At 56.9% G+C, this 26822-nt stretch carries 28 protein-coding genes; 14 read left to right on the top strand and 14 right to left on the bottom strand.

What is annotated here, in order from left to right:
• Positions 1-3 precede the first annotated feature (3 nt).
• On the top strand, positions 4-393 hold the full coding sequence (locus SOM40_RS08020) for a tautomerase family protein (RefSeq protein WP_312191187.1): 390 nt from the start codon (positions 4-6) through the stop codon (positions 391-393).
• On the opposite strand, the gene SOM40_RS08025 is transcribed toward SOM40_RS08020, so the two are convergent.
• Positions 388-939: a GNAT family N-acetyltransferase gene (locus tag SOM40_RS08025; protein WP_320457084.1), complete on the bottom strand. Its 552-nt coding sequence runs from the start codon at positions 937-939 to the stop codon at positions 388-390. The two genes, SOM40_RS08020 and SOM40_RS08025, sit on opposite strands and share 6 nt — an antisense overlap.
• Before the next feature lie 210 nt (positions 940-1149).
• Here SOM40_RS08025 and SOM40_RS08030 point away from each other — a divergent pair, with 210 nt between their 5' ends.
• From SOM40_RS08030 to SOM40_RS08050, 5 genes are all read left to right on the top strand, one after another.
• Positions 1150-1710 (top strand): type IV secretion protein Rhs, encoded by a 561-nt coding sequence (locus SOM40_RS08030; RefSeq protein WP_320457083.1) that lies wholly within the window; start codon positions 1150-1152, stop codon positions 1708-1710.
• On the top strand, positions 1707-2063 hold the full coding sequence (locus SOM40_RS08035; RefSeq protein WP_320457082.1) for a putative T6SS immunity periplasmic lipoprotein: 357 nt from the start codon (positions 1707-1709) through the stop codon (positions 2061-2063). Before SOM40_RS08030 ends, SOM40_RS08035 begins: the two co-directional genes overlap by 4 nt.
• A 2-nt stretch (positions 2064-2065) precedes the next feature.
• The gene (locus SOM40_RS08040; RefSeq protein ID WP_106992657.1) at positions 2066-2569 is read left to right on the top strand and encodes an Hcp family type VI secretion system effector; all 504 of its coding nucleotides are present in this window, start codon (positions 2066-2068) and stop codon (positions 2567-2569) included.
• 513 nt (positions 2570-3082) lie between these two features.
• Entirely contained in the window at positions 3083-3577 is a 495-nt protein-coding gene (locus tag SOM40_RS08045) for a putative pterin-binding protein (RefSeq protein ID WP_106992658.1), read from the top strand.
• A gap of 17 nt (positions 3578-3594) precedes the next feature.
• Positions 3595-5523: a putative bifunctional diguanylate cyclase/phosphodiesterase gene (locus SOM40_RS08050; protein ID WP_320457081.1), complete on the top strand. Its 1929-nt coding sequence runs from the start codon at positions 3595-3597 to the stop codon at positions 5521-5523.
• A 45-nt stretch (positions 5524-5568) separates the two neighbouring features.
• Here the strand turns inward: SOM40_RS08050 and SOM40_RS08055 are convergent, their stop codons facing one another.
• Positions 5569-6021 carry a winged helix-turn-helix transcriptional regulator gene (locus SOM40_RS08055; RefSeq protein ID WP_320457080.1) on the bottom strand — a complete coding sequence of 151 codons (453 nt, stop codon included), beginning with the start codon at positions 6019-6021 and terminating at the stop codon, positions 5569-5571.
• A gap of 148 nt (positions 6022-6169) precedes the next feature.
• Here SOM40_RS08055 and agp point away from each other — a divergent pair, with 148 nt between their 5' ends.
• On the top strand, positions 6170-7411 hold the full coding sequence (agp, locus tag SOM40_RS08060; protein WP_312079185.1) for a bifunctional glucose-1-phosphatase/inositol phosphatase: 1242 nt from the start codon (positions 6170-6172) through the stop codon (positions 7409-7411).
• Between the two features lie 38 nt (positions 7412-7449).
• Here the strand turns inward: agp and SOM40_RS08065 are convergent, their stop codons facing one another.
• Together SOM40_RS08065 and wrbA are read right to left on the bottom strand one after the other, a co-directional pair.
• Positions 7450-7677 carry a YccJ family protein gene (locus SOM40_RS08065; protein ID WP_106992661.1) on the bottom strand — a complete coding sequence of 76 codons (228 nt, stop codon included), beginning with the start codon at positions 7675-7677 and terminating at the stop codon, positions 7450-7452.
• A 20-nt stretch (positions 7678-7697) separates the two neighbouring features.
• Positions 7698-8294, bottom strand: coding sequence for an NAD(P)H:quinone oxidoreductase (gene wrbA, locus SOM40_RS08070; protein WP_166182086.1), 597 nt, complete (start codon positions 8292-8294; stop codon positions 7698-7700).
• A 393-nt stretch (positions 8295-8687) separates the two neighbouring features.
• Here wrbA and SOM40_RS08075 point away from each other — a divergent pair, with 393 nt between their 5' ends.
• Together SOM40_RS08075 and SOM40_RS08080 are read left to right on the top strand one after the other, a co-directional pair.
• The gene (locus SOM40_RS08075; RefSeq protein ID WP_032617468.1) at positions 8688-8864 is read left to right on the top strand and encodes a con-10 family general stress protein; all 177 of its coding nucleotides are present in this window, start codon (positions 8688-8690) and stop codon (positions 8862-8864) included.
• Between the two features lie 141 nt (positions 8865-9005).
• Entirely contained in the window at positions 9006-9929 is a 924-nt protein-coding gene (locus SOM40_RS08080; protein WP_166182087.1) for a DMT family transporter, read from the top strand.
• On the opposite strand, the gene rutG is transcribed toward SOM40_RS08080, so the two are convergent.
• The 7 genes from rutG to rutA are packed head-to-tail and all read right to left on the bottom strand — an operon-like array spanning position 9917 to position 15355.
• Positions 9917-11245 carry a pyrimidine utilization transport protein G gene (rutG, locus tag SOM40_RS08085; protein WP_166182088.1) on the bottom strand — a complete coding sequence of 443 codons (1329 nt, stop codon included), beginning with the start codon at positions 11243-11245 and terminating at the stop codon, positions 9917-9919. The genes SOM40_RS08080 and rutG overlap by 13 nt on opposite strands.
• A 20-nt stretch (positions 11246-11265) precedes the next feature.
• Positions 11266-11757, bottom strand: a complete 492-nt coding sequence (gene rutF / locus SOM40_RS08090) for an NADH-dependent FMN reductase RutF (protein ID WP_320457079.1) — start codon at positions 11755-11757, stop codon at positions 11266-11268.
• 9 nt (positions 11758-11766) lie between these two features.
• The gene (locus SOM40_RS08095) at positions 11767-12357 is read right to left on the bottom strand and encodes a malonic semialdehyde reductase (RefSeq protein WP_320457078.1); all 591 of its coding nucleotides are present in this window, start codon (positions 12355-12357) and stop codon (positions 11767-11769) included.
• Positions 12354-13166 carry a pyrimidine utilization protein D gene (gene rutD / locus SOM40_RS08100; protein WP_320457077.1) on the bottom strand — a complete coding sequence of 271 codons (813 nt, stop codon included), beginning with the start codon at positions 13164-13166 and terminating at the stop codon, positions 12354-12356. Before rutD ends, SOM40_RS08095 begins: the two co-directional genes overlap by 4 nt.
• A 7-nt stretch (positions 13167-13173) precedes the next feature.
• The gene (gene rutC, locus SOM40_RS08105; RefSeq protein ID WP_106992667.1) at positions 13174-13560 is read right to left on the bottom strand and encodes a pyrimidine utilization protein C; all 387 of its coding nucleotides are present in this window, start codon (positions 13558-13560) and stop codon (positions 13174-13176) included.
• 11 nt (positions 13561-13571) lie between these two features.
• The gene (gene rutB, locus SOM40_RS08110; RefSeq protein WP_320457076.1) at positions 13572-14264 is read right to left on the bottom strand and encodes a pyrimidine utilization protein B; all 693 of its coding nucleotides are present in this window, start codon (positions 14262-14264) and stop codon (positions 13572-13574) included.
• Positions 14264-15355 (bottom strand): pyrimidine utilization protein A, encoded by a 1092-nt coding sequence (gene rutA, locus SOM40_RS08115; RefSeq protein WP_106992669.1) that lies wholly within the window; start codon positions 15353-15355, stop codon positions 14264-14266. Before rutA ends, rutB begins: the two co-directional genes overlap by 1 nt.
• Before the next feature lie 290 nt (positions 15356-15645).
• Between rutA and rutR the strand changes: the two genes are divergently transcribed.
• Complete coding sequence (gene rutR / locus SOM40_RS08120) at positions 15646-16284, top strand: HTH-type transcriptional regulator RutR (protein WP_106992670.1); 639 nt, start codon at positions 15646-15648, stop codon at positions 16282-16284.
• Here rutR and SOM40_RS08125 read toward each other — a convergent pair.
• Positions 16281-16676, bottom strand: a complete 396-nt coding sequence (locus tag SOM40_RS08125) for a lysozyme inhibitor LprI family protein (protein WP_166182092.1) — start codon at positions 16674-16676, stop codon at positions 16281-16283. The genes rutR and SOM40_RS08125 overlap by 4 nt on opposite strands.
• A gap of 152 nt (positions 16677-16828) precedes the next feature.
• On the bottom strand, positions 16829-20791 hold the full coding sequence (gene putA / locus SOM40_RS08130) for a trifunctional transcriptional regulator/proline dehydrogenase/L-glutamate gamma-semialdehyde dehydrogenase (RefSeq protein ID WP_320457075.1): 3963 nt from the start codon (positions 20789-20791) through the stop codon (positions 16829-16831).
• Positions 20792-21211: 420 nt separating this feature from the next.
• Between putA and putP the strand changes: the two genes are divergently transcribed.
• Both putP and SOM40_RS08140 read left to right on the top strand, forming a co-directional pair.
• Entirely contained in the window at positions 21212-22720 is a 1509-nt protein-coding gene (gene putP / locus SOM40_RS08135; RefSeq protein WP_106992673.1) for a sodium/proline symporter PutP, read from the top strand.
• Positions 22721-22874: 154 nt separating this feature from the next.
• Positions 22875-23294 carry a DUF3574 domain-containing protein gene (locus tag SOM40_RS08140; RefSeq protein WP_320457074.1) on the top strand — a complete coding sequence of 140 codons (420 nt, stop codon included), beginning with the start codon at positions 22875-22877 and terminating at the stop codon, positions 23292-23294.
• An 83-nt stretch (positions 23295-23377) separates the two neighbouring features.
• On the opposite strand, the gene SOM40_RS08145 is transcribed toward SOM40_RS08140, so the two are convergent.
• Positions 23378-24562, bottom strand: a complete 1185-nt coding sequence (locus SOM40_RS08145; RefSeq protein ID WP_262673190.1) for a NupC/NupG family nucleoside CNT transporter — start codon at positions 24560-24562, stop codon at positions 23378-23380.
• Between the two features lie 251 nt (positions 24563-24813).
• On the opposite strand from SOM40_RS08145, the gene efeU reads away from it, so the two are divergent.
• Both efeU and efeO read left to right on the top strand, forming a co-directional pair.
• On the top strand, positions 24814-25647 hold the full coding sequence (efeU, locus tag SOM40_RS08150; RefSeq protein WP_166182095.1) for an iron uptake transporter permease EfeU: 834 nt from the start codon (positions 24814-24816) through the stop codon (positions 25645-25647).
• A 43-nt stretch (positions 25648-25690) separates the two neighbouring features.
• Positions 25691-26818 (top strand): iron uptake system protein EfeO, encoded by a 1128-nt coding sequence (efeO, locus tag SOM40_RS08155; protein ID WP_262673191.1) that lies wholly within the window; start codon positions 25691-25693, stop codon positions 26816-26818.
• Positions 26819-26822: the final 4 nt, after the last annotated feature.

A 26822-nucleotide genomic window follows, 5' to 3' on the forward strand; every position in this document is an offset into this window, starting at 1 on the left:
CCGATGCCTTTCACCCGTATCTCCCTGCGACCAGGTTACAGCGATGCGCAGATAACGCAGATCTCGGACATTCTGCAGCACAGTCTGGAGGCAGAGTTTGCCGTCCCGCCCGGGGATCGCTTTCAGATTTTTGAGGAGCTTCCGCCCAGGCTACGCGTGTTTGATCCCCACTACAAAAGCAGAGGGCGCAGCGATAACTTTATCCAGTTTCATATTCTGGCGGGCAAGCCGCGCTCGTGTGAGCAGAAGCGAAACTTCTGCCGCCTGCTCTGCAAACGACTGCAAGCGGTGCTGGATATTCACCCGAATGATGTGATGGTGATGATCCGCTTCAATACCGCCGATGACTGGAGCTTCAGCCAGGGCCGGTTGCTGTCGGAGGAGGGGTTATGATTGTGAGGCGATGCGTTGCCACTCCTCTCGGGTGATTTCCCACAACTCCGTGTCCAGCTCACCGGCAACGTATTGCCCTTTTTCTACACGCACTAACCGCATGCCGCTGCGCTCGGATAAGCTTCTGGACCGGCTATTAATGGCGGCTTTCGGGGCGCGCAACACCTCGCGATCCAGGTCGGTAAACCAGAAGCGGGTTACTGCCTGGCAGGCTTCGGTCATGTATCCCTGACCCTCATATTCCGGGACCAGCCAGAAGCCGCGGTTATTGTCCGGCGTATCCATCAGGCAAATAACGCCGATGACCTCCTGCGGCTCTGCTTTCCGGCGTAGCGTCCAGAACCAACCTTTACCTTCTTTGCTTGCTGGCAACGCCACGTTTTCAACATAGTGCTGCGCCCCGTTATCGGGATAGGGCCAGGGGACGCTGGCGACCAGGTAACGGACAATTTCCCAGCGGGGGAAGATGCGCTGGATCTGGGGGGCATCTTCGAGGGTGAGAGGTTTCAGCAGTAAGCGTTCGGTTTCGAGCGGTGGGGTGGGCATGGCTTATTTTCCTTGTTGAGCGGATAACATCATATGCGGCAAATCATAATGAAGCGTGATAATAAATATAAAGCGTATATGAAAATATATGATATGGATAACTTATCTGAATTAACTCTGATTTTTGCTTTTACGCAGGGGATATCCCGGATGTTTAGAATGAAGTTATATAGGGTTTTTCTTCAGTCTAACACTCAGAGGCATTAAGAGATGTATTACCTTAATTCTGTTAAATGGCCACCTACTGAAGAGGGGGGATTAAGACGATTAAGGCTCGGCGAAATAAATTTAGCCAGCACGCTTTACGGTTACAGTATTTATTACCATAAAGTCTGGGTCCATCGTGATAGTTACCTCCCTTTCAATCTGCAGAATCCTGGGCAGGCAATGGCGCCTAATGGCGAAATGTGGTTTCGGGCCGGAACATATGAGGATGATTTTTCTATGCCTGGAAAGGAAGATACTCCGGGCGCCCAACATGTTTTCTTACATGAAATGATGCACGTCTGGCAGCATCAGCGCGGAATGTGGGTGCGCACTCGTGGCGCGTTTTCGTGGATGGCGGATTATAATTATAGTCTGGATAAAGCAAACCTGAATGAGTACGGTATGGAGCAGCAGGCTTCTATCGTCAGCGACTACTGGTTATTAAAACACTATGGGTTTTGGGGAAATAGCCACCTTTATAAATACAAGGATTATGATCCATCTAAACCTACATTAAGATTATTGCGCCAATACGAAAAGGTATTAGGGGATTTTCCTGGATGAAACAAATCATATTGTTCATGATGCTAGTTCTATTGACGGGATGCCCACGCAGAGGATACGAAGGTGAGGAATTAGGGGTAAATCGAGCAATCTATATAGACGGCAATCGAGTCTGCTTCACTATTGATAAAAATGAGGTGTTAAGCCGTTATGGATTATCCATTAACGGCAAGAAATATAAACGTATTCTGGTTAATGATTTCGTTCACCTGACCTATCCTGACACTTGTTTTAAGGTTAATTTAGAAAAAGGGGTGCGTTATGCGGTGAGCTATACACTTAACGATAAGAACTATAAATACGCTTTAATTATTGATAATGAAGATACTGTTATCGACTTACGGAGATACTAACCATGTCATTACCTGCCTATTTATTTCTTTATGATGAAAACGGAATGTTATTAAACGGTGGAAGCCTGGCGCTGGGTCGCGAAGGCGCGGTCGAGGTGATGAGCAGCAGCTACGGCCTCAGTCAGCCGGTTGATCCTCACACCGGACGAATGGGCGGAACGCGGCAGCACGCACCCTATGTTATCCATAAGCAGGTGAATAAATTATCCCCCTTTCTCGCCAATTGTATTTGTGAAGGTCGGCGGCTAAAAAAAGCCGAGATGAAATATTATGAAACCAACGAGGCAGGCATTGAGCGGGAAATCTACCGGGTCACAATGGAAGGCGTTGTGATTGTATCTGTCAATGCCAATCACACCTATATACCGGGATCCAACAGCCACAATATGATTGAAACCATAGGATTGCGCTATAACAGTATCGAATGGTATTACCTGGATGGGGTGATTAAATATACCGACGCATGGTCTAAGCCTGCACCACAACAGCAACAGACCAATCAATGAATCGCATTCATCTCTGCACTGGACTGATTAATTGAGCGTCTGGTGCAGAAATGCACCCGGAACTGGTGAAGCGAAAGTGCAGCCGCGGGTCCAGCGCAGGAAGATGCGATCTGTATGCACGGATCCGCGTCAGATATCTTGCGGTGATTAGACGGAGGAGGGGGCAGACATCAAAAATAGATGGCAGTAATCAACGATCCTACCAACCGTAGAAACAACCCTATCCTGGGGCTGCACAAACAAATTAAACCTCTGTATTTGTGTGTGTTTATTGGTATCGAATAACCCGCTGGCTTGTTTTTTGTACAAGCAGAATAGGGTTTAACCTGCCCCAAATAACAATTCAGACCTTCCTTAATCCAGTTCAGGAAACGCCAAAGTTTCTAACTCATTGATTTTAATGCATTAAATTTTTAATGGAATTTATTGAATCCATAATGCCCTGGTGACATATATTAATAGCATTATAACTAAATTATACTTCTGTACATACGACGGAAAGGTGAGGCTAGAATGCGGTTAATTGTCTTGTTGTTAAGCTTTGTGATATCCACCCAGGCCTGGGCTGGTGAGCTTTCCAAACCTGCCGGTAAAGTACTTTTAACGATGTCCGGTAATATACAAAATACAAATGAAGACGGAAAAGCCGTTTTTGATATCGCCAGCCTTGAGAAACTGGGCATGGTCAGTTTCCAGACCACTTCTCCCTGGTACGATGGGCGCCCTACCTTTACGGGTGTTCCCGTGCAAAAGCTGATGGATTATGTCGGGGCGAAGGGGACTGTCGTTAAGGTCACCGCGCTTAATGACTACACCACCATTATCCCTCTCAATGATTTCAAAAAATACAACGTTATCCTGGCCTTGAAAATTAACGGAGAATATATGCGTATCCGTGATAAAGGCCCATTATTCATCGTGTATCCTTATGACAGCATACCTGAACTGAACAATCAGATTTACTATTCAAGATCTGCATGGCAGGTCAGCAAAATGACGATTGAATAGGCGTTCAGGAGAGCATCATGAACAGGATACTGGCGGGCATCATTTTTTTCCTCTTTATCTCCACCGGATATATCTCTTTTCTGGTGCATGAAAGGCAACAAGAGTTACAAAAACTGACCCACTACACCGATTCATGGTCTGCTGCGCAGCTGGTATCAGAATATTACCGATTTGAATCCGTGCTGGGTCTATACACTATCGATGACACGCTATCGATCGATGATGTCCGCCTGCGTCTTGACATTATGCTCAGCCAGAGTGATTTAACGAAAGAAGGTGATTTAGGGCGCTATATTGAGAGCAATAAAGCACATCAGGAATTGGCTCTCCACCTCGAAAAGACACTTAAATATCTGGATGTTCATCTTGAAAAAATGACCCGTTCAGAACTCGAAACATACCTGAAAACAATGCACACGCTTGATGCGCCATTAAGCCATCTTTCATCCAGTGCATTGGATAAGGATGTTACCTCGATTAACAGTGCTAACCTCAAAATTCAAACGCTGTATTATATTTATTCAACGACCTCTGTTCTGCTGATTATACTGAGTGCCATATTAGGTACGCTGATATTCTATCAGAACAGAAATATTCTTCAGGCGCATCTTCAGGTAAAGAGCCTTGCTGAAGAGCTTCAGACATCAAAAGAGAAACTACAAATCCAGAATGCGCAGCTGGAATATGATGTCTATCACGACTCCCTTACCGGAATGAATAACCGCCAGTTTTTCTGGGGTAATCTAAAAAAAGTCATCGAGATTGCTGAAAGAAATAATAAAGCTGTAACGGTGATGTTATTTGATTTAGATCGGTTTAAAGAGATTAATGATACCTGGGGTCATGATGCCGGCGATATGCTGTTACGCCAGATATCCGACCGTCTGACGTCAATAGGTCTGACTTCAGAAACGCTTTATCGCTTAGGTGGGGATGAGTTTGCCTGTCTTTCGTCTGGCCTGACCGAGAGCAGCGCTGTCCTGCGGGCCCAAAAAATATGTGAGGCTATCAACCAGCCCTACACGATTGATAATACGATTGTGAATATCGCCACCTGTGTCGGTATCGTTATTTCAGAGACTGAACGCCGCGCCGACTATCTGTATAAATTTGCCGATCTGGCGCTGTATGAAGCTAAAAAAGAGGGCTCCGGTCAGATAAAAGTCTTCCGCCAACGCATGCTACAAAAGCTGCTGGAAAGCCGAACCCTTGAACACGATATGGCCATGGCTTTAGTGAATAAAGAGTTTGTGGTCTATTATCAGCCGATCGTCGATTCGTTCACCCAGGATATTTACAGCTATGAAGCTCTGATTCGTTGGGTGCATCCTCTGAAGGGGCTTCTGTCGCCGGATAGCTTTATTCCGGTGGCTGAAAAAACAGGCATGATTAATGAGATGGGCAAATCTGTGCTGGAAATGGCCTGCAGGGAAGCGGCGTCCTGGGCGGTTCCGGCAAAAATTTCAGTGAATGTCTCTCCTGTTCAGCTAAGCAGCAAAGCCTTTGCCGGGATAGTGTTGTCCATCCTCAAAGAGACCGGCCTTCAGGCCGACCGTCTTGAACTGGAAGTGACGGAATCTTCTCTCTTTGCCGGGAGCAGTACGCCGGTAAATACGCTTAACAAACTCCGGGCCCTGGGCGTGAGAATCTCCATCGATGATTTTGGTACCGGATACTCTTCTCTCTCCCGGCTGAGCAAGCTTGCCTTCGATAAAATCAAAATCGACAAGTCCTTCGTGCATTCGATCTCAACCCAGGAAGATGCCCTGACGATAATCAAACTCATCACGGGTATGGCGAAGTCCCTGAATATGAAGACGGTTGCGGAGGGGGTTGAAACCCAGGAACAGCTGGAAAACCTACAGGCGCTGGGCTGCGATCTCGCGCAAGGCTATCTGTTTGGCAAGCCTCAGCCGGGTATCGATGGGAAAATCAGAAACGGTTAAATCGCGAACCTGCTTCACGCTGTAAAGTGAAGGGGCGATGCCCTGTCATTCCTCGGCCATTGGATACTTCGGCACAACCTCTTCCGGCCCCAGCTCCCGCCCGTCACTCGCCACCATCGCCAGCTTCTGCAGCGGCTTCCGATCGCGAGCATCCACCAGCACCGTCCCGACATCCCCTTCCGCAAACAGATGCGCATTCCCCCACTGGGAGAGCGCCACCAGCACGGTTTGCAGGGCGCGGCCCTTTTCGGTCAGAACATACTCCTGCCATGCGCTCCCGTCAGAGGCGGGTTGCAGCACCAGGATCCCTTCTTCCACCAGCAGTTTCAGCCGGGTTGCCAGCATATTTTTCGCAATCCCGAGGCTCTTCTGGAACTCGCCAAATCGCGTCACCCCGCTCAGGGCATCGCGCACAATCAGCAGTGACCACCAGTCGCCGATAATATCCAGCGAGCGGGCAACAGGGCAGGGACTCTCTTCCAGGCGGGTACGTTTCACGGCGGCTCCTTATCAGTAGTGAGTTTTATTATAAAACCATTCTGGCCCGGCGTACAAAGTAAGCCGTCACTTTGCGGGTGGGCTCCAGGTAATCCGTCACAAATCTGTCACACTGTTTACGACGATAAAACAGAATGAGGAATTAGGGATGAGAAAAGCACTAATCGCTGTCGCCGTAGCGGGCAGCATCGGCTTGTCTGGCGGCGTCCAGGCGCAAACCGCGCCGGAAGGGTATCAGCTGGAACAGGTTCTGATTATGAGCCGTCATAACCTGCGCGCGCCGCTGGCCAATAACGGCAGCGTGCTGGAGCAGTCGACCCCGGAAAAATGGCCGGAGTGGGATGTGCCGGGCGGGCAGCTCACCACCAAAGGCGGGGTGCTGGAGGTCTACATGGGCCACTACATGCGTGAGTGGCTGGCGGAGGAAGGCGTAGTGACCGCCGGGGAGTGCCCGACGGCAAACAGCGTCTATGCCTATGCCAACAGCCTGCAGCGCACGGTGGCAACCGCGCAGTTCTTTATCACCGGGGCCTTCCCGGGCTGCGATGTGCCGGTGCACCATCAGGAACAGATGGGCACCATGGACCCCACCTTTAACCCGGTGATCACCGATAACTCCCCGGAATTCCGCGAGAAAGCCCTGCAGGCGATGAACACCGAGCGTCAGGGGATGAAGCTTGAGGAAAGCTATAAACTTCTGGAGCAGATGACCGACTATAAAGATTCGCCATCCTGCAAAGAGAAACAGGTCTGCTCCCTGGCCGAGGCGAAAGACACTTACAGCGCCGAGTACCAGAAAGAGCCAGGCGTCTCCGGCCCGCTGAAGGTGGGTAACTCGCTGGTGGATGCGTTCACCCTGCAGTATTACGAAGGCTTCCCGCTGGATCAGGTGGCATGGGGCGAGATCAAAACCGACCAGCAGTGGCGGGTGCTGTCCCAGCTGAAAAATGGTTATCAGGACTCGCTGTTCACCTCGGCGGAGGTGGCGCGCAATGTGGCAAAACCGCTGGTCAAGTACATCGACAACGCGCTGGTCACCGACCAGGCGAAAGCGCCGAAGGTCACGCTGCTGGTGGGGCATGACTCCAACATCGCCTCGCTGCTGAAAGCCCTCGACTTCAAACCCTATCAGCTGCCGGGGCAGTACGAACGCACGCCGATTGGTGGCAAGATCGTCTTCCAGCGCTGGCACGACAAGACCGGCAACCGTGATTTGATGAAAATTGAGTATGTTTATCAGAGTACGGAGCAGCTGCGTAATGCCCAGGTGCTGAGCTTAAAAGCGCCTGCGCAGCGCGTCACGCTGGAGCTGAACGGCTGTCCGGTGGATGCGGATGGATTCTGTCCGGTAGAGACATTTAATACGGTGTTGAACACGGCGGCGAAGTAAGTGTAACCCTCTCCCCACCGGGGAGAGGGGGAAAACAATCAGACGTTTTTGCGCTCAATGGTCTGCTCGCCCCAGAACAGCGAGTCTTTGTCGGTTTTGTCGAAGGCGATCACCAGCACTTCATCGCTGCCTTCTTCCCAGATTTTCTCGGCCAGTATTTCGTCATATTTCGCGACTTCAAAAATCGCCTCGGCGATCTCCGGCGACGTATTACGTAAACGCGCGAATTCACCGACGCGATGTGCTTTAGCTTCTTGAGTAGGCATAGCGATCCTCCAGTTGAGAGTTAACCCTTCAGTTTAGCAGCCAGACCGGCAACGTATTCACCCTGATAGCGGGCAATGTTCAGTTCCGCTTCCGACGGCTGGCGCGAGCCGTCGCCACCGGCAATCGTCGTCGCCCCATAAGGCGTGCCGCCGCGCGTCTGAGAAATATCAAACAGCTCCGGTGTTCCGTAGCCGATCGGCACAATTACCATACCGTGATGGGCGAGGGTGGTCCAGGTTGAGGTGATGGTCTGTTCCTGACCGCCACCGGTGCCGGTGGAGCTGAACACGCTGGCGATCTTGCCGTGTAAGGCATTCTTCACCCACAGCCCGCCCGTCTGGTCGAGGAAGGTGCGCATCTGTCCGGCCATGTTGCCGAAGCGCGTTGGGGTGCCAAAAATGATGGCGTCATAATCGCCCAGCTCCTGGGGTGATGCCTCAGGGGCATCCTGCGCTTTTCCCCCGGCTTTGGCAAAGGCGTCTGCCGGCATGGTTTCCGGTACGCGTTTAATCACCACCTCAACCCCCTCGACTTTCCTGGCGCCGTCCGCCACTGCATGAGCCATGGTTTCGATGTGTCCGTACATGGAATAGTAGAGCACCAGAATTCTCGTCATTTCGCTTCACTCCTCGCATGATTTTTAAGGCAGCGGCATGCTGCCCTCTTTTAAAGATATGACGTGACAGCGAGACTGCAAATCTGGACGCCATTTATTTGATTTGCAACATAAAACCGGGCTCCTCCTCCTTCGTAGCAAAATGACACATTTTCGCTATTGAGGATTTCTGGAATGATAAGAAAGGCTTATGGTTCCGTTTCGGCGAGCGTCATACGAAAGGCTGATTTCATATTGCAGAATATTACGGTTAGCTGGATGAATGCGCATACTCCACTAAGCTTAGGTTCACGTGGCGCAGATAAAGAGACTTTTTTAGCGTCGCCAGGTGAAAGAATAGCCTTCACTGAAAGCAGTATTAAGTCTTATGTTTTATAACTCTGGAGGTCCGACATGGCAAACCATCGTGGTGGGTCAGGTAATTTTGCAGAAGACCGTGAAAGAGCATCAGAAGCAGGACGTAAAGGTGGCCAGCAAAGCGGGGGGAACTTCAAGAATGATCCTCAACGCGCATCCGAAGCTGGCAAAAAAGGGGGCAAAAATAGCCATGGCGGCAACAAGAGCAGTTAAGTTGTAGCCAACTGAAGTATGGGTCTCATGACCACAGGCACCCCCCGCCGCCGGGCTCCCCGGCGGTTTTTTTATGCCTGTTATTGAAGTGTTATCAAATTCCTTTCACACTAGCGGATTAACTCTTTTTGCTGGTGTCCCATGTCCTCCTCCCGCTATGCCTTTTCGATCAAACCGCAGGAAGCGATCCTGATCCTTATCACCATGTTCTGGGGTGGGACATTTCTTGCCGTGCAGTACGCGGTCACGCTCAGCGATCCCTTCTTTTTTGTCGGTCTGCGTTTCGCCACGGCGGCCATCGCGGTGGCGATCATCTCGTTGAAAACCCTGCCTGGGCTGACCATGACCGAGCTGAAAGCCGGTCTGGCAATCGGCGTCTCTATTGCGATGGGCTACAGCCTGCAAACCTGGGGATTACAAACCATTCCCAGCAGTAAGTCGGCGTTTATCACCGCCATGTATGTCCCGCTGGTGCCGCTGTTACAGTGGCTCTGCCTGCGCCGGATGCCGGGCGTGATGTCCTGCATCGGCATCGTGCTGGCCTTTATCGGCCTGATCCTGCTGGCGGGGCCCGACGATAACCTGCTGGCACTCGGCAAGGGGGAGATAATCACCCTGGTGGGCGCGGTGGCGATTGCCGCGGAGATTATCTTGATCAGCGCCTGGGCCGGGAAGGTGGACGTTAAGCGCGTCACCGTCGTGCAGCTGGCGACCGCCTCGCTGGTGGCGTTTCTGGCCATGATCCCGGCCGGGGAGTCCGTCCCGCCTATCTCATCCGGGCTGGTGATTGTCGCCCTTGGGCTGGGGATTTTCAGCGCCATCATTCAGGTGACGATGAACTGGGCCCAGCGCAGCGTCTCCCCGACCCGGGCGACGGTGATCTATACCGGGGAGCCGGTATGGGCGGGGATCTTTGGTCGTCTGGCCGGGGAGCGTCTGCCGCTGCTCGCCCTGGTGGGGGCGGCCTTTATCATTGCCGGCGTGCTGGTGAGCGAGCTGAAGCTGAAAAGAAAGAAAAAGGCGCTGGCGGAGGCCGACAGCGCCACGCTGGATCAAGGCTCCTGAGTCACGACATCGCCCTGAGCTACCCCCGCCATCCGGCGGCTGAGCAGGGCGTTGAGCGCAATCGCGCCAAAGGTGGCGGTGCCGATCCCGCCGAGGGTAAAGCCCCCGAGGGAGAGGGCGAAATCACCGGCGCCCAGCACCAGGGTCACGGCGACCATAATCAGGTTGCCGTTCTGACTGAGATCGACCCGGTTCTGCACCCAGATCCGCGCCCCGGCCACCGCAATCAGGCCAAACACCACAATCGACGCTCCGCCAATCACCGCCGCCGGGATGGTGTGGATCAGCGCGCCAAATTTAGGTGAAAAGCCGAGCAGGATAGCGATGACTGCCGCCGCCACGAACACCAGCGTCGAGTAGACTTTGGTCACCGCCATCACGCCGATATTCTCGGCATAGGTGGTCACGCCGCTGCCGCCCACCGAGCCGGAGAGCATGGTCGCCAGCCCGTCACCGACAAAGGCCCGCCCCATATACGGGTCCATATTACGCCCGGTCATCCCGGCCACCGCCTTCAGGTGGCCGAGGTTTTCCGCCACGAGGATCACCGCCACCGGGGCGATCAGCATCATCGCCTGGCCGTTAAAGGTCGGCGAGGTGAGCTGCGGCAGGCCGAACCACGCCGCCTGCTGGACGAGGGCAAAATCGACCGGTTTGCCGAGCCCGAAAACGCTGGTCAGCAGGGCGTAGATCAGGCAGGCGAGGATCAACCCGACCAGGATCAGCAGCCGCTGGATCATCCCCCGGGTAAACACCGCTACCAGGCCGATGCACAGCACCGTCACCACCGCCATCCAGCTGTCAAACGCCGAGCCGGACACGCCTTTCACGGCGATGGGGGCCAGGTTCAGGCCAATCGCCATCACCACCGCCCCGGTGACCACAGGCGGCATCAGCCGTTCGATCCAGCGGGTACCCAGTTTCATCACCACCAGGCCAATCACCGTGTAGATCGCCCCGCAGGCGATGATCCCGCCCAGGGCGACGCTCAGCTGCGGGTTGATCCCCTGACCGCTAAAGCCCGTCGCGGCAATCACCACCCCGACAAAGGCCGCGCTGGAGCCGAGATAGCTTGGCACCCGTCCGCCGGTAATGAAGAAAAACAGCAGGGTGCCGATGCCCGACATCAGTATCGACAGGTTGGGATCCAGCCCCATCAGAATGGGCATCAGCACCGTGGCACCAAACATCGCCACCGCGTGCTGCACCCCCATCACCGCGGTTTGCGCCAGCGGGAGACGTTCATCCGGCGCGACCACGCCGCGTTCATCTGAGGTCGATTTCAACTGCCAGTGAGGAAAACCGAATAGTGCCATCAGCTGCTCCTTAAGGAGGATTAACAGGCGGGTCGCATCAGGGCGTGGTAGCCGCGGTCAAACCACACCAGGCCCTGCGGCACCGGGTGGCGGGTAATTGCAACGATCTCGCAAAACAGAATGTCGTGGGTGCCCACGCTCACCACCTGGCTAATCCGGCAGTCGAACGAGGCCAGCGCGTCCGCCAGGCGCGGACAGCCGGTGGCCCCGATCTGCCACTCAGCAGCGGCAAAGCGATCGGCCATCGGGGTTTTACCCCCGAACAGATTCGACAGCGACTCCTGCCCGGCGCTGAGGGTGTTAACGCACAGGGTGCGGTTATCGTTAAACACCGGCCACACCGAGGCCCCGCGATTGAGGCATACCAGCAGTGTCGGCGGCGAATCGGTGACGCTGCACACCGCGCTGGCGGTAAAGCCCGCCTCGCCGGCCGGGCCGTCGGTGGTGATGATGTTTACCGCCGCTCCCAGACAGGCCATCGCATCCCGGAAGTCTTGTTTATCAAGGTTCATCTTCGCTCCTTATAGCAGCCCGCAGGCGTCGTCAAAACTCAGGCGCGGCAGTCGGCCATACAGCTTGCTGGTGTCGCCGTAGCCAATGTTGATCAGCAGATTGCTTCTCAGGTTGCTGCCGGTGAAGAAGGCCGCATCCACCTTCTCCCGGTCGAAGCCGGACAGTGGCCCGGTATCGAGCCCCAGCGCCCGACAGGCAACAATCAGATAGGCGGCCTGCATCGTGCTGTTGCGAAAGGCGGTCTCCTCTGCCAGCTGCGGGCTGGCGGTGAACCAGCTCCGGGCATCGCCATGGGGAAACAGCTCCGGCAGCCGGTCGTAAAACTGACTGTCCCAGGCGACGATGGCCGTCACCGGGGCGGTAAGGGTCTTTTGCAGGTTGCCGCTGGAAAGCGCCGGGCGCAGCTTCTCTTTGCCTTCCGGGGTGCGGATAAACACCATCCGCGCCGGGGAGCAGTTGGCGGAGGTCGGGCCCCACTTCATCAGGTCGTACACCTCGCGCAATGTCTCGTCGCTGACCGGGCGGTCCAGCCAGCCGTTATGGGTGCGCGCGTCGGTAAACAGCGCGTGCTGGGCGGTCGGGGTGATGGCTTCACTCATGGCAGCTCCTTCGATAAACGTTCGTGGCGGTGCAGCAGGCTGGCGAGCCCGTTTTGCAGCAGGGCGTTGAAAACATCCGGCTCGGTGACGTTGCAGGCGTGGCCGCCCCGGGGCATCACCGTGATAACGCTGTCGGGCAGGGCGGCGTGCAGCTGGGATGAACAGACGGCAGGCACCAGCAGATCGTCGGCGGAACAGATAATCTGCACCGGGCAGCGGATATGCGTTGTCTGACGACTGAAGTCGGCCCGCTTCAGGGCATTCAGCCTGCGCAGCAGGGTGGTTTTGCCCTGAAAATGGGCCAGCGCCAGGGCCTCTTCGGCCTCCATGCGCGGCTGACGGGCGGCCATCCAGTCGGCGGGATAGAGAAACAGCGGCTGAGCCTCCACCCACGCCTGGGCGCCACCGGCATGCAACAGCCGCTCGCGCACCTGGAAACAGCGCCGGGTATGGGGATGCAGCGTCAGCCAGCCGTTGACGCATACCAGCGCCCGGATGGCCGCGGGACGATCTACCGCCAGCTGCAGGCCGATCAGCGCCCCCAGCGCATGACCCACCACGCAAAAGCGCGTTATCCCGGCGGTCTCCAGCGCCTGCCACAGCTCATCGGCCATTTGCGCCAGGCTGTAGGTCTCCGGCAGTTCGCCGGGGTTGTTGCCGGTGCCGCGCTGGTCATAGCAAACCACCTGATACTCCAGCTCCAGGTCAGCCAACTGGGGCAGCCAGTAGCTGCCGCTGCCCCCCAGCCCGGCGATCAGCACCACCACCGGTGCGCCGTCAAAGGGTGGGGGAGAAAGGGAAAGATTCATGGCAACCTCACCGGCCAATGTGGGCGATGGTGGCGATCTCCACCAGCGCCTCGGGTTTCACCAGCCCGCACTGAATGCAGAACCGCGCCGGTTTATCGCCGGGGAAAAACTCGGCGTAGATCTCGTTAATCGCGGCGTAGTTTTTCCAGTCGGTAATAAAGATGCTGTTGAAGGTCACGTCCGCCATCGTCCCGCCCGCCGTTTCGATAACGCGCTGGATGGTCTGTAGCACGTGACGGGTTTGCGCCTTTGGGTCATCGGGAAACACCACGTTGTTGTGAGCGTCGAACGGCAGGGTGCCCGAGACGTAGACCACCCCGTCCGCCAGGGTGCCGGGGACGAAGGGGGCAATCGGGGTGCTGGTGCCCGGGGGAATAATCACAGATTTCGGCATGGTTGAGCTCCTCAGGCGATACGGGCATAAGCGGCGGGGGAAAGGGCATCGCAGAAGGTGGCGACGTCGCTGACCCAGCCAAAAAAGGTTTCGATGTTAAACAGCGCGGCCTGCTGGGCAAACGCCGGCCCGGCCTGATGCGTGGCGTCTTCCAGCACCACGCCGAAATACTCAAGGAAGAAGCCGTCGCGCAGGGTCGATTCCACGCAGACGTTAGTAGCGATGCCGGTAAAGATCAGATGGCGAATGCCGCGGCTGCGCAGCAGGCTGTCCAGCGGGGTATTAAAGAAGCCGCTGTAGCGCGGTTTCGGCAGCACGATATCCCCCGGCTCCGGCACCAGCTCGTTCACCAATTGGTAATCCCAGCCGCCTTTCGCCAGCAGCTTGCCCTGCAGTTCCGGGCGCTGGCGCATGGTTTTCAGCGCATTCGATTTATGGAAGTTGGGCGAGCCGGGGCCGCCCGCCTCTACATACTGTTCATCCCAGCCGTTCTGGAACCAGATAATCTGCATCCCGGCGGCGCGCGCGGCGGCGACGGCGGTTTTGATGTTCTCAATCACCGGCCGGGTAGCGGAGACGTCAAACCCGGCCAGATCGAGATAGCCCCCGGGGCTGGCGTAGGCGTTCTGCATATCCACCACGATCAGGGCGCTGTGCTGCGGGTCGAAGGTGATGGCTTCAGGGCGTGCGGGTAATGTTGTCATTACGCCACCTCCTTCGTTAACGCAGGAATATGAGATCGGCACTGCATCAGAGGCTGAATGCGCTCGCCGAAGGTTTCAATCCCGGTCAGGAAATCATCGAAGGTCAGCAGCACGCCCTCGGCACCCGGCACGCTGGCGACCTCATCGAGCATCCGCGCCACGCTGGCATAGGATCCCACCAGGGTGCCCATATTGATATTCACCGCCGAGGTCGGGTCGGCCATCTGCCGCACGTTGGTATCCGCCCCGGAGCGGGTATCTTTCTGACTCTGCTCGCTGAGCCAGCTCAGGGCTTCCTCGTCGGCCCCGGCTTTGTAGTGTTCCCATTTGGCCCGCGCCGCCTCGTCGGTTTCATCGGCGATGACCATAAACAGCACGTAGGAGCCGACATCGCGCCCGGTTTTCTCTGCCGCCTCTTTCATCCGGGCCGCGGTTGGTGCAAAGGCCGCCGGGGTGTTAACCCCTTTACCGAAGCAGAAGTTGAAGTCGGCATATTTCGCCGAGAATTCCATCCCCGCATCGCTCTGTCCGGCGCAGATCACCTTCATCGGCACCGAGGGCTGCGGGCTGACCCGGCAGTCGTTCATGGTGAAGAACTCGCCTTTGAAATCGCTCTTGCCGGTGCCCCACAGATCCCGCAGAACCTGGACATACTCGGTGAGATAGTCGTAGCGCTTCGAGAAGTACTCATCCCCCGGCCAGAGGCCCATCTGCTCGTACTCCGGCTTCTGCCAGCCGGTGACCAGGTTAACGCCAAAGCGGCCGCCGGAGATGGTGTCGATGGTCGAGGCCATTCGCGCCACGATGGCCGGAGGCAGGGTAAGGGTGGCGGCGGTGGCGTAGATCTGGATCCGCGAGGTGACCGCTGCCAGCCCGGCCATCAGGGTGAAGGACTCCAGGTTGTGATCCCAGAATTCGGTTTTACCGCCGAAGCCGCGCAGCTTGATCATCGACAGGGCAAAGTCGAAGTGATAGTGCTCCGCTTTTTGCACGATGGCCTTGTTCAGCTCGAAGGTCGGCAGGTACTGCGGCGCGTGGGTGGAGATCAACCAGCCGTTATTGCCAATGGGAACGAATACGCCAATTTTCATCACGAACCTCTCTTCATCACAACGTGGGGGTGAAAGTCAGACGTGGCGCTGCATCCTGCATCTCCTGTTCAGCCGCGTAAGCCTGTTTTGCAAAGGCGATGCCAGGTTTGAAATTGCTAATGTTATTAACGTGTTAACGGTTGGTTGATGAAATGCAGGTGGCGAAAGTGGACTGTCTGGTCAAAATAGTTGCACACAAAGCAGGCAGTCGTGCGCGGTGGCGGTGCAGATTGTCGTGGTAACAGCAGGGTTTTTGCTATGCTGGGAGCAGATCAACAAGGAGTGAGCCCATGGCACAAGGCGCAGTGAAAACAACCGGTAAACGTTCGCAGGCGGTGAGCGCGAAAAAACAGGCGATCCTCTCGGCGGCGCTGGAGACCTTCTCGCAGTTTGGCATTCACGGCACGCGGCTGGAGCAGGTGGCCGAGCTGGCGGGGGTGTCAAAAACCAATCTGCTCTACTACTTCCCGTCGAAAGAGGCGCTGTACGTTTCCGTCCTGCAACAGATCCTTGATATCTGGCTGGCGCCGTTGAAGGCGTTTCGTGAGGAGCTCACCCCGCTGGTGGCGATCCAGCAGTATATCCGCCTCAAGCTGGAGGTCTCCCGGGATTATCCCCAGGCATCAAGGCTGTTCTGTCTGGAGATGCTGCAGGGGGCACCGCTGCTGAAAACGGTGCTGAGCGGGGATATGAAATCGCTGGTGGATGAGAAGTCGGCGATCATTGCCGGATGGGTTGCCACCGGCAAACTGGCGCCGGTGGACCCGCATCATCTGATCTTTATGATCTGGGCCGCCACCCAGCACTACGCCGACTTTTCCGCGCAGGTAGAGGCGGTGACCGGCAAGTCGCTCAAGGATGACGACTTCTTCCACAGCACGGTGGATAACGTGCAGCGGATGATTATCGAAGGGGTTCGGGTGCGTTAACTGGCGGGTGGGAGAGGGCAGCTTAAATCGCCCTCTTCGCACTGCATCAGCGAGGCCAGAAAGGCTTCGCGCTCGCTGGTTTTTTCCGTCATGCACTGGTTGACGATCATTGGCTGGACGGAGCCGCCAGCGGTGCCCGAGCCGATAACGGCGCAGTCGGCATCGCGCAGGGCGATCCACGCCTGTTGCGCCTTTTTCAATAGATCGCGCTGGGGTGCGGCGGCACGCTTCATCACAGCCTGGTAAGTCTGGTTCAGGGTTTTATCCGCCGCCTGGTATTGCTGCGCGGTGCAGGTATTCAGGTCCAGTTGGGTGCTGGCGTTAGCGCACTCATCCGCCAGGGCGCTGGTGCTCAGCAGTAACGCGGCACCTGCGATCAAAGCTCGTTTCATGACTCCCTCCGTATAAAAAAGCCGGGTGGCAGCTTCGCCTTACCCGGCCTACAACATCAAAACCGTAGGCCCGGTAAGCGCAGCGCCACCGGGCATCAGGCCGCACAGTGTAGCCCCGGTAAGCGTAGCGCCACCGGGGAGAGATTGCACGCTTAGCCGATGGTCATCAGGCTGGCGTTACCGCCTGCGGCGGCGGTGTTGACGCTGAGGGAGCGCTCCACGTACAGACGTTCCAGCTGCAGATTGTCTTCGCCACGGGCGAAGCCCTGCACCGACACAATCGCGCCGCTACGGGCTGCCACCAGCTCGCACAGCTCGCGCAGCTGGTCGGAATCCCCGTGGTAGATCACCGCATCAAACGGCTGACTGGTCAGCACATCTGCTTTGGCAAAGCGAATACGGTCGGTCACCGCCTTCGGCAGCTGCTTCGCCAGGTCGCGGTGCAGGCCATCTTCCGGCCACAGCACTTCACACCCGGTGGCTAATGCTGCCGCCAGCTGAACCAGCGCATCCTGCTCGTTATCCGCCACGCAGAGCACGCGCTCGCGCGGCATCAGGGTCCAGGTGTTGCGCTCGCCGGTCGGGCCAGGCAGCACGCGCTGGGTCCCGGCCTGCGCCAGCTCGCCATACTGTTGGCACAGGGCGCGCAGTTCAGGGCGTTTCTCTGCCCAGCTCGCCAGCGCTTCCAGCGGCTGCGTCAGGACCGCTTTCACCTGCGTATCCACCGGGTATTGTGCATCCTGACGACCCAGGGTCACGCCGAGGGCGTTGGCCGGACGGTTCGCCAGCAGGCGGTAGAGGTACATTGGTCCCCCGGCTTTTGGACCGGTGCCCGACAGCCCTTCGCCACCGAACGGCTGCACACCCACGACCGCGCCGACCATATTACGGTTCACGTACAGGTTGCCGACCTTGGCGCTGCCGGTCACCTGAGCGATGGTTTCGTCGATACGGGTATGCACGCCCAGCGTCAGGCCGTAGCCGGAGGCGTTGATCTGCTCGATAAGCTGATCGAGGTTGTTACGGTTGTAACGCACCACGTGCAGCACCGGGCCGAAGACCTCTTTTTTCAGTTCGTCGAAGCTTGCCAGCTCGATCAGCGTTGGCGCCACGAAGGTACCGGTCTGCCATTCGCGGGCATCTTCGCTGTTCTCACGCACCGCCTGGAACACCGGGCGGCCCTTGGCGCGCATCGCCTGAATGTGATTCTCGATGTTGGCTTTGGCTTCGGCATCAATCACCGGCCCAATGTCGGTGGTCAGACGGCCAGGGTTACCCATCCGGCACTCGCCCATCGCGCCACGCAGCATTTTCAGGGTGTGGTCGGCGATATCATCCTGCAGGCAGAGCACGCGCAGGGCGGAGCAGCGCTGTCCGGCGCTGTCGAAGGCCGAAGCCACCACATCTACTACCACCTGTTCGGTGAGGGCGGAGGAGTCGACGATCATCGCGTTCATGCCGCCGGTCTCGGCGATCAGCGGAGTCGGACGGCCCTGGGCATCCAGGCGGGTAGCGATATTGCGTTGCAGCAGGGAAGCCACTTCGGTGGAGCCGGTGAACATCACCCCGCGCACGCGATTGTCGGCGGTCAGCTTGGCACCCACGGTCTCGCCGCGGCCAGGCAGGAGTTGCACCACGCCAGCCGGGACACCGGCTTCCAGCAGGATGTTGATCCCCTGGGCGGCGATCAGTGGCGTCTGCTCGGCCGGTTTCGCCAGCACGCTGTTACCGGCGGCAAGGGCGGCAGCAATCTGGCCGGTGAAGATCGCCAGCGGGAAGTTCCACGGGCTGATACAGACCACCGGCCCCAGCGGGCGATGGGTTTCGTTGTCAAAGTCGTCACGGACCTGACCGGCATAGTAGTGCAGGAAGTCAACGGCTTCGCGCACTTCAGCGATGGCGTTACTGAAGGTTTTACCCGCCTCGCGCACCAGAATGCCAATCAGCTGCTGCATCTGATCTTCCATCAGCACCGCAGCGCGCTCCAGGATCGCGGCGCGCTCCTGCGGCGGGGTGGCGAACCAGATTGGCGCGTTGTTTACCGCGCTGTCGAGGGCCAGATCCACTTCCTGTTCGGTCGCTTCCCGGGCAAAGCCGACGATATCTTTCGGCTCGGCCGGGTTGATCACTGGCTGCATTTCGCCGTTGCTCACCGGCTGCTCGAGGATCGGTTTGGCCTGCCATTTCTGCAGGGCGCTGTTGAGCAGCGACGAGGAGAGCGATGCCAGGCGGTGCTCGTTGGCCAGATCCAGGCCGGAGGAGTTGATGCGACCTGCGCCGTACAGCTCGCGCGGCAGGGCAATCTTCGGATGCGGCAGACCAACCTGACCCTCCTGGGCTGCCATCTTCTCGACGGCCTGCACCGGATCGGCCACCAGCTCATCCAGCGGCAGGGTGGCGTCGGCGATACGGTTCACGAAGGAGGTGTTAGCCCCGTTCTCCAGCAGACGACGCACCAGGTAGGCCAGCAGGGTTTCATGGGTGCCAACCGGAGCATAAATACGGCACGGACGGTTCAGTTTGCCATCCGCCACTTTACCGGTGACCTGCTCGTACAGCGGTTCCCCCATGCCGTGCAGGCACTGGAACTCGTACTGGCCAGGATAGTAGTTCTGGCCGGCCAGCTGGTAGATAGCCGCCAGGGTGTGGGCATTGTGGGTAGCGAACTGCGGGTAGATCAGGTTCGGCACGCCGAGCAGCTTTTTGGCGCAGGCGAGGTAGGAGACGTCGGTGTAGACCTTGCGGGTATAGACCGGATAGCCCTCCAGGCCCTCCATCTGGGCGCGTTTGATCTCGCTGTCCCAGTAGGCGCCCTTCACCAGACGAATCATCAGGCGGCGACGGCTGCGGGTGGCGAGGTCGATCAGATAGTCAATCACGAACGGACAGCGTTTCTGGTAAGCCTGAATAACAAAGCCAATCCCGTTCCAGCCCGCCAGCTCCGGTTCGAAGCACAGTTTTTCCAGCAGATCGAGGGAGATCTCCAGACGGTCGGCCTCTTCGGCGTCGATGTTGAGCCCGATATCATACTGGCGGGCCAGCAGGGTCAGGGACTTCAGGCGCGGGTAGAGCTCTTCCATCACCCGATCGTACTGGGCGCGGCTGTAGCGCGGATGCAGGGCGGAGAGCTTAATGGAGATCCCCGGGCCTTCATAAATGCCGCGGCCGTTGGAGGCTTTACCGATGGCGTGGATCGCCTGCTGGTAGGAGACCAGATAGGCCTGTGCGTCGGCGGCGGTCAGCGCCGCTTCCCCCAGCATGTCATAGGAGTAGCGGAAGCCTTTATCTTCCAGCTTGCGGGCGTTGGCCAGCGCTTCGGCGATGGTCTCCCCGGTCACGAACTGCTCGCCCATCAGGCGCATCGCCATGTCCACGCCTTTGCGGATTAAAGGCTCGCCGCTCTTGCCGATAATGCGGTTCAGGGAGCGGGAGAGGCTGGCTTCGTTGTGGGTGGAGACCAGGCGGCCGGTGAACAGCAGACCCCAGGTGGCGGCGTTAACGAACAGCGACGGGCTGCGGCCAATGTGGGAATGCCAGTTGCCGTTGCTGATCTTGTCGCGGATCAGCGCGTCGCGGGTGGCTTTGTCCGGGATACGCAGCAGCGCTTCCGCCAGACACATCAGGGCCACGCCCTCCTGCGAGGAAAGGGAGAACTCCTGCAGCAGGCTCTGCACCATCCCGGCACGGCCGGTGGCGGTTTTCTGGCTGCGCAGTTTTTCGGCCAACTGATACGCCAGGCTGTGGGCCTGGGAGGCAATCGGCTCCGGCAGGCGCGCCTGCTCCAGCAGCATTGGCACGGCGTCGGTCTCTGCGCGGCGGTACGCAGCGGTGATGGCCGCGCGGCTTACCGACTGAGGCAGGATCTGCTCGGCAAATTCGAGGAACGGCTGGTGGATCTCTTCGACAACGTCGCTCTGCTCGTCGCTCTCATTGGCGGCACCGGACAGCAGGGCTGGCAGCTCTGGCAGGGCGTCGTCGCTCTCCAGCTTTTCCAGATAGTTAAAGATGGCCTGCTTAATTAACCAGTGCGGCGTGCGGTCAATTCGCGTGGCTGCCGATTTAATCCGTTCGCGGGTCGCGTCATCCAGCTTAACCCCCATGGTGGTCATGCCCATGCCAAAAACTCCTGTGATTCAGTAGCGCTAGTGTAGTTAACGTGAAATATCCACTATGTTGCAACTTTGTGCAACCTCGTTAAATGTGACCCGGTTTGCAAGCTGGAAAATGAATAGATTGTTACGTCATGGTTAACCATAAAAAAGATGTGGATTTTCGCTGTCAACCCTGGTTTCATGCGGCGCTTAACACTTTTTGAAGGTGCAACCGCGAAAAACGTGAGCGAGTGCAACCTCCAGCAAACTGGTGTGAAACCGGGGATGAAATTGATGTAAATGCAGTGTTAAATCGTTTGTGTCATGGCAACGCATACGGCAGGATACGCGCGGCCAACAGAAACACACATCATCACCCCCTCGTTCCGGGGGTGGAATAAAGACAGCCGGGAAGGCTGTCGAACATCTTTGCGGAGTATTTAAATGGCAATTAGCACACCGATGCTGGTGACATTTCTTATCTATATTTTTGGCATGATCCTGATAGGGTTCCTTGCATGGCGTTCTACCAAAAACTTTGATGACTACATTCTGGGCGGACGCAGTTTAGGGCCGTTCGTGACTGCACTCTCTGCGGGTGCATCGGATATGAGCGGCTGGCTGCTGATGGGCCTGCCGGGCGCCATCTTCCTCTCCGGGATCTCCGAAAGCTGGATCGCCATCGGTCTGACGCTGGGCGCATGGATTAACTGGAAGCTGGTGGCCGGGCGTCTGCGCGTACACACCGAAGCCAACAACAATGCCCTGACCCTGCCGGACTACTTCACTGGCCGTTTCGAAGATAAGAGCCGCATCCTGCGTATTATCTCTGCGCTGGTTATTCTGCTGTTCTTCACCATCTACTGTGCCTCCGGCATCGTGGCCGGGGCGCGTCTGTTCGAAAGCACCTTCGGCATGAGCTATGAAACGGCACTCTGGGCGGGCGCGGCGGCAACCATCATCTACACCTTCGTGGGCGGGTTCCTCGCCGTCAGCTGGACCGACACCGTGCAGGCCAGCCTGATGATTTTTGCCCTGATCCTGACCCCGGTGATTGTGATCCTCTCCGTGGGCGGCCTGGGGGATTCTCTGGCAGTGATCCAGCAGAAGAGCATCGAAAACGTCGACATGCTGAAAGGGCTGAACTTCGTGGCGATTGTCTCCCTGATGGGCTGGGGGCTGGGTTACTTCGGTCAGCCGCACATCCTGGCGCGCTTTATGGCGGCGGACTCGCACCACACCATCGTTCATGCCCGTCGTATCAGCATGGCCTGGATGATCCTCTGTCTGGGCGGGGCCTGTGCAGTGGGCTTCTTTGGGATTGCCTACTTCAACAACAACCCGTCCCTGGCGGGTGCGGTGAACCAGAACGCCGAACGCGTGTTTATCGAGCTGGCGCAGATCCTCTTCAACCCGTGGATCGCCGGTATTCTGCTCTCTGCCATTCTGGCGGCGGTAATGTCCACCCTGAGCTGCCAGCTGCTGGTCTGCTCCAGTGCCATCACGGAAGATCTCTACAAAGCCTTCCTGCGTAAGAACGCCAGCCAGAAAGAGCTGGTGTGGGTCGGGCGCTTTATGGTGCTGGTGGTGGCCCTGGTCTCCATCGCCCTGGCGGCAAACCCGGAAAACCGCGTGCTGGGTCTGGTGAGCTACGCCTGGGCAGGCTTCGGTGCTGCTTTTGGTCCAGTGGTGCTGTTCTCGGTGCTGTGGTCCCGCATGACCCGCAATGGCGCGCTGGCGGGGATGATTATCGGTGCGGTCACCGTGATCGTCTGGAAGCAGTTCGCGTGGCTGGGGCTGTACGAAATCATTCCAGGCTTTATCTTCGGCAGCATCGGGATTGTGGTCTTCAGTCTGCTGGGTAAAGCCCCTTCTGCCACCATGCAGAAACGCTTTGCTGACGCAGATGCACATTACCACTCCGCACCGCCAACGAAGTTACAGGCTGAGTAATTTGTCTTCTCCCTCTCCCTGAGGGAGAGGGCCGGGGTGAGGGGGAACCATCATCTTCGGAATCTAAGCCGGGCATGCCCGGCTTTTTTTATTGCTAATTTCTGCAACTTACGGTCATATCGCTGTGCTAAAAAAATAATGAGGATAGCGAACAATGACATTCAAAACAGGGCTCATGGCTGGCGCAATATTACTGCTGGCCGGCTGCAACGCCCCATCCCACAGCACCGCGGATAACACCTGCAAAGCCGATAATCAGATGCAGCAAACCACCCTCTATTTTGGCCTGAACCGTCCGGCAGGGGAGGCGATCACCGGCCAGGAGTGGCAGCAGTTTGTCGATCAGGACGTGACCCCGCGTTTTCGCGATGGCTTAACGGTGTTTGATGCGCGTGGGCAGTGGCTGGGGAATGACGGGAAAGTGGCGCGCGAATCGAGCAAGGCGTTGATGCTGATCCACGGGAAAGATGCGCAGAGCGAGAGCAACATCGAGACGCTGCGAAGGATTTATAAGCAGCGCTTTGCCCAGGAGTCAGTGATGCGCGTCGACCAGCCGGTGTGCGTGCAGTTTTGATGAAATCTGCCGGGTGGCGCTAGCGCTTACCCGGCCTACGAAACCCGTAGGCCCGTGCAAGCGCAGCGCCGCCGGGCAATAAACTACAACACTAATCCCGCAAAACTCGCCGATAACAGGCTTACCAGCGTTGCGCCGTACACCAGGCGCAGGCCAAAGCGCGACACCACGTTGCCCTGCTGCTCGTTCAGCCCCTTAATCGCCCCGGCCACAATGCCGATCGAGGCAAAGTTGGCGAAGGAGACCAGGAACACCGACAGAATGCCCAGCCCGCGCGGGGTCATCTGTGCCGCGATTTTTTGTAGCTCGATCATCGCCACAAACTCGTTTGCCACCAGCTTGGTCGCCATAATCCCGCCCGCATGCAGGGCATCACTCAGTGGAATGCCCACCAGCCACGCCAGGGGATAGAAGACGTAACCCAGAATCTGCTGGAAACTCAGGCCGAAGATGCTGGAGAAGAGGGCGTTAACGGCGCTGATCAGGGCAATAAAGCCAATCAGCATCGCCAGAATAATCATCGCCACCTTAAAGCCAGCCAGAATATATTCTCCCAGCATCTCGAAGAAGCTCTGGGACTCATGCATCTTCTCCAGCTTAATTTCCGGCTCCGCTTCCGGGCGAGTCGGGTTAATCACCGTCAGGATAATAAAGGTGCTGAACATATTCAGGATCAGCGCCGCCACCACATATTTCGCCTCCAGCATGGTCATATAGGCTCCGACAATCGACAGTGAAACCGTCGACATCGCGGTAGCCGCCATGGTGAACAGACGACGCGACGAAAGATCCCCCAGCACCCCTTTGTAAGCAATGAAGTTTTCCGACTGGCCAAGCGTCAGAGAGCTGATGGCGTTAAAGGATTCGAGCTTGCCCATGCCGTTAACCTTCGACAGCAGGGTGCCAACAACGCGGATAATCACCGGCAGAATACGCCAGTGCTGCAGAATCCCGATCAGCGCGGAAATAAAGATAATCGGACACAGCACGCCGAGGAAAATAAAGGCCAGCCCTTTTTCACCCATTCCGCCAAATACAAAGTTGGTCCCTTCGGCGGCATATTTCAGTAATGACTCGAAGAAGCCTGAGACGTACTGAATAACAAACAGGCCACTTTCGGCGTGGAGGAAAAAGAATGCCAGCGCAATCTCAATCACAATAAGTTGGATAACGTAGCGAATGCGAATGTTGCGGCGGTCAAAGCTGACCAGCCAGGCCAGCGCAAGGATTACCACCAGCGCCAGCAGGAAGTGCAGGAATTGATACATAGTTGATTTTCAGCAGATTAATGAGGCGCTTATTTAGCCACAGCCCGCTGTAACCGTAAATGAACTTTTACGACATAACTTATGAACCCTTTAGTCACCTGAGTGATTATCTTCTGCTTATGGTTTTACATCCTGTCATCAAAACGCAGCATATTTCGCTTGTATTTCTTATTGCCGTAATGATAATCACTATCAAAAGAATTTACTTTTCTTTGCATCAGTTGACCGTGAATAACATTTAAGGTGTCGGCATGTTTGTTCCATTTCTCATTATGTTACGTGAAGGCCTCGAAGCGGCCCTTATTGTCAGCCTGATCGCCAGCTATCTGAAACGTACTCAGCGCGGCCGCTGGATCGGCGTGATGTGGATCGGCGTCTTCCTGGCTGCCGCCCTCTGCCTGGGTCTGGGCATTGCGATCAACGAAACCACCGGGGAATTCCCGCAAAAAGAGCAGGAGCTGTTTGAAGGCCTCGTGGCGCTGATTGCGGTGGTGATCCTCACCTGGATGGTGTTCTGGATGCGTAAAGTGTCGCGTAACGTCAAGGTCCAGCTGGAGCAGGCAGTGGACAGCGCCCTGGCGAAAGGCAATCACCACGGCTGGGCGCTGATCATGATGGTCTTTTTCGCCGTGGCGCGTGAAGGGCTGGAGTCGGTCTTCTTCCTGCTGGCCGCTTTCCAGCAGGATGTCGGCATCTGGCCGCCGCTGGGTGCGGTGCTGGGTCTGGCCACTGCGGTGGTGCTCGGTTTCCTGCTCTACTGGGGCGGGATCCGCCTTAACCTCGGCGTCTTCTTCAAATGGACCAGCCTGTTTATTCTGCTGGTAGCCGCCGGGCTGGCCGCGGGGGCGATCCGCGCCTTCCATGAGGCGGGCCTGTGGAACCACTTCCAGGATGTGGCGTTCGATCTCAGTAATATCCTGTCCACCCATTCGCTGACCGGCACCCTGCTGGAAGGGATCTTCGGCTATCAGGAAGCGCCGAGCGTCAGTGAAGTGGCGGTGTACTTTATCTATCTCATTCCGGCGCTGGCGCTGTTCTTTATGCCATCGCGGCCGGGCACGCAGCCGTCGCATACTGCGCCCTGAAGTGCTCACTGTAGTTACAACATACTTTTAAAAGGGAAAGGTTATGACTATTCAACTTCGTCGCACCGCTTTGCAGGCGGGTATTGCCGCGCTGCTTACCTCCGCGTTTTATGTTCAGGCGGCAGATGTTCCGCAGGTAAAAGTGACGGTCAATGATAAACAGTGTGAGCCGATGACCATCACGGTCAACAGCGGTAAAACCCAGTTCATCATCCAGAACCACAGCCAGAAAGCGCTGGAGTGGGAGATCCTCAAAGGGGTGATGGTGGTGGAAGAGCGCGAGAACATCGCCCCGGGCTTCACTCAGAAGATGACCGCCAACCTGCAGCCAGGTGAATATGACATGACCTGCGGCCTGCTGACCAACCCGAAAGGTAAGCTGATCGTCAAAGGTGCTGCCACCGCCGACGCCGCCAAAGGCGACGCGCTGCTGAGCCTCGGCGAGGCCATTACCGCATATAAAGCTTACGTCACCAAAGAGACGGCGGACCTGGTGGCTGGCACCAAAGCCTTTACCGACGCGGTGAAAGCGGGCGATATCGAAAAAGCCAAATCCCTGTACGCGCCAACCCGTCAGCACTACGAGCGCATCGAGCCTATCGCCGAGCTGTTCTCGGACCTGGATGGCAGCATCGATGCCCGTGAAGATGACTACGAGCAGAAAGCCGCCGATCCAAAATTCACCGGCTTCCACCGTCTGGAGAAAGCCCTGTTTGGCGATAACTCCACCAAAGGGATGGAGCAGTACGCGACGCAGTTGAACAGCGACGTGCTGGAGCTGCAAAAACGCATCAGCGAGCTGGCCTTCCCGCCGTCAAAAGTGGTGGGTGGCGCGGCAGGGCTGATTGAAGAAGTGGCGGCCAGCAAAATTAGCGGGGAAGAAGACCGCTACAGCCATACCGACCTGTGGGACTTCCAGGCTAACGTCGAAGGCGCGCAGAAGATCGTTGACCTGCTGCGTCCCCAGCTGCAGAAAGATAACAGCGAACTGCTGGCGAAAGTGGATGCCAACTTTAAGAAGGTGACCACCATTCTGGCGAAATACCGCACCAAAGACGGGTTTGAAACCTACGACAAGCTGACCGATGCCGACCGTAACGCTCTGAAAGGGCCGATCACCACTCTGGCAGAGGATCTGGCGCAGCTGCGTGGCGTACTGGGTCTGGACTAAGTTG

This window comes from Leclercia sp. CFBP8987, from assembly GCF_034044995.2.
In the GTDB taxonomy this organism is placed as follows: Bacteria; Pseudomonadota; Gammaproteobacteria; order Enterobacterales; family Enterobacteriaceae; genus Enterobacter; species Enterobacter tamurae.

Excerpts from the sequence above, each read along its gene's own strand:
- SOM40_RS08020 (WP_312191187.1), top strand. The coding sequence starts at position 4 with ATGCCTTTCACCCGTATCTCCCTGCGACCAGGTTACAGCGATGCGCAG.
- SOM40_RS08025 (WP_320457084.1), bottom strand. The coding sequence starts at position 939 with ATGCCCACCCCACCGCTCGAAACCGAACGCTTACTGCTGAAACCTCTC.
- SOM40_RS08030 (WP_320457083.1), top strand. The coding sequence starts at position 1,150 with ATGTATTACCTTAATTCTGTTAAATGGCCACCTACTGAAGAGGGGGGA.
- SOM40_RS08035 (WP_320457082.1), top strand. The coding sequence starts at position 1,707 with ATGAAACAAATCATATTGTTCATGATGCTAGTTCTATTGACGGGATGC.
- SOM40_RS08040 (WP_106992657.1), top strand. The coding sequence starts at position 2,066 with ATGTCATTACCTGCCTATTTATTTCTTTATGATGAAAACGGAATGTTA.
- SOM40_RS08045 (WP_106992658.1), top strand. The coding sequence starts at position 3,083 with ATGCGGTTAATTGTCTTGTTGTTAAGCTTTGTGATATCCACCCAGGCC.
- SOM40_RS08050 (WP_320457081.1), top strand. The coding sequence starts at position 3,595 with ATGAACAGGATACTGGCGGGCATCATTTTTTTCCTCTTTATCTCCACC.
- agp (WP_312079185.1), top strand. The coding sequence starts at position 6,170 with ATGAGAAAAGCACTAATCGCTGTCGCCGTAGCGGGCAGCATCGGCTTG.
- SOM40_RS08065 (WP_106992661.1), bottom strand. The coding sequence starts at position 7,677 with ATGCCTACTCAAGAAGCTAAAGCACATCGCGTCGGTGAATTCGCGCGT.
- wrbA (WP_166182086.1), bottom strand. The coding sequence starts at position 8,294 with ATGACGAGAATTCTGGTGCTCTACTATTCCATGTACGGACACATCGAA.
- SOM40_RS08075 (WP_032617468.1), top strand. The coding sequence starts at position 8,688 with ATGGCAAACCATCGTGGTGGGTCAGGTAATTTTGCAGAAGACCGTGAA.
- SOM40_RS08080 (WP_166182087.1), top strand. The coding sequence starts at position 9,006 with ATGTCCTCCTCCCGCTATGCCTTTTCGATCAAACCGCAGGAAGCGATC.
- rutG (WP_166182088.1), bottom strand. The coding sequence starts at position 11,245 with ATGGCACTATTCGGTTTTCCTCACTGGCAGTTGAAATCGACCTCAGAT.
- rutF (WP_320457079.1), bottom strand. The coding sequence starts at position 11,757 with ATGAACCTTGATAAACAAGACTTCCGGGATGCGATGGCCTGTCTGGGA.
- SOM40_RS08095 (WP_320457078.1), bottom strand. The coding sequence starts at position 12,357 with ATGAGTGAAGCCATCACCCCGACCGCCCAGCACGCGCTGTTTACCGAC.
- rutD (WP_320457077.1), bottom strand. The coding sequence starts at position 13,166 with ATGAATCTTTCCCTTTCTCCCCCACCCTTTGACGGCGCACCGGTGGTG.
- rutC (WP_106992667.1), bottom strand. The coding sequence starts at position 13,560 with ATGCCGAAATCTGTGATTATTCCCCCGGGCACCAGCACCCCGATTGCC.
- rutB (WP_320457076.1), bottom strand. The coding sequence starts at position 14,264 with ATGACAACATTACCCGCACGCCCTGAAGCCATCACCTTCGACCCGCAG.
- rutA (WP_106992669.1), bottom strand. The coding sequence starts at position 15,355 with ATGAAAATTGGCGTATTCGTTCCCATTGGCAATAACGGCTGGTTGATC.
- rutR (WP_106992670.1), top strand. The coding sequence starts at position 15,646 with ATGGCACAAGGCGCAGTGAAAACAACCGGTAAACGTTCGCAGGCGGTG.
- SOM40_RS08125 (WP_166182092.1), bottom strand. The coding sequence starts at position 16,676 with ATGAAACGAGCTTTGATCGCAGGTGCCGCGTTACTGCTGAGCACCAGC.
- putA (WP_320457075.1), bottom strand. The coding sequence starts at position 20,791 with ATGGGCATGACCACCATGGGGGTTAAGCTGGATGACGCGACCCGCGAA.
- putP (WP_106992673.1), top strand. The coding sequence starts at position 21,212 with ATGGCAATTAGCACACCGATGCTGGTGACATTTCTTATCTATATTTTT.
- SOM40_RS08140 (WP_320457074.1), top strand. The coding sequence starts at position 22,875 with ATGACATTCAAAACAGGGCTCATGGCTGGCGCAATATTACTGCTGGCC.
- SOM40_RS08145 (WP_262673190.1), bottom strand. The coding sequence starts at position 24,562 with ATGTATCAATTCCTGCACTTCCTGCTGGCGCTGGTGGTAATCCTTGCG.
- efeU (WP_166182095.1), top strand. The coding sequence starts at position 24,814 with ATGTTTGTTCCATTTCTCATTATGTTACGTGAAGGCCTCGAAGCGGCC.
- efeO (WP_262673191.1), top strand. The coding sequence starts at position 25,691 with ATGACTATTCAACTTCGTCGCACCGCTTTGCAGGCGGGTATTGCCGCG.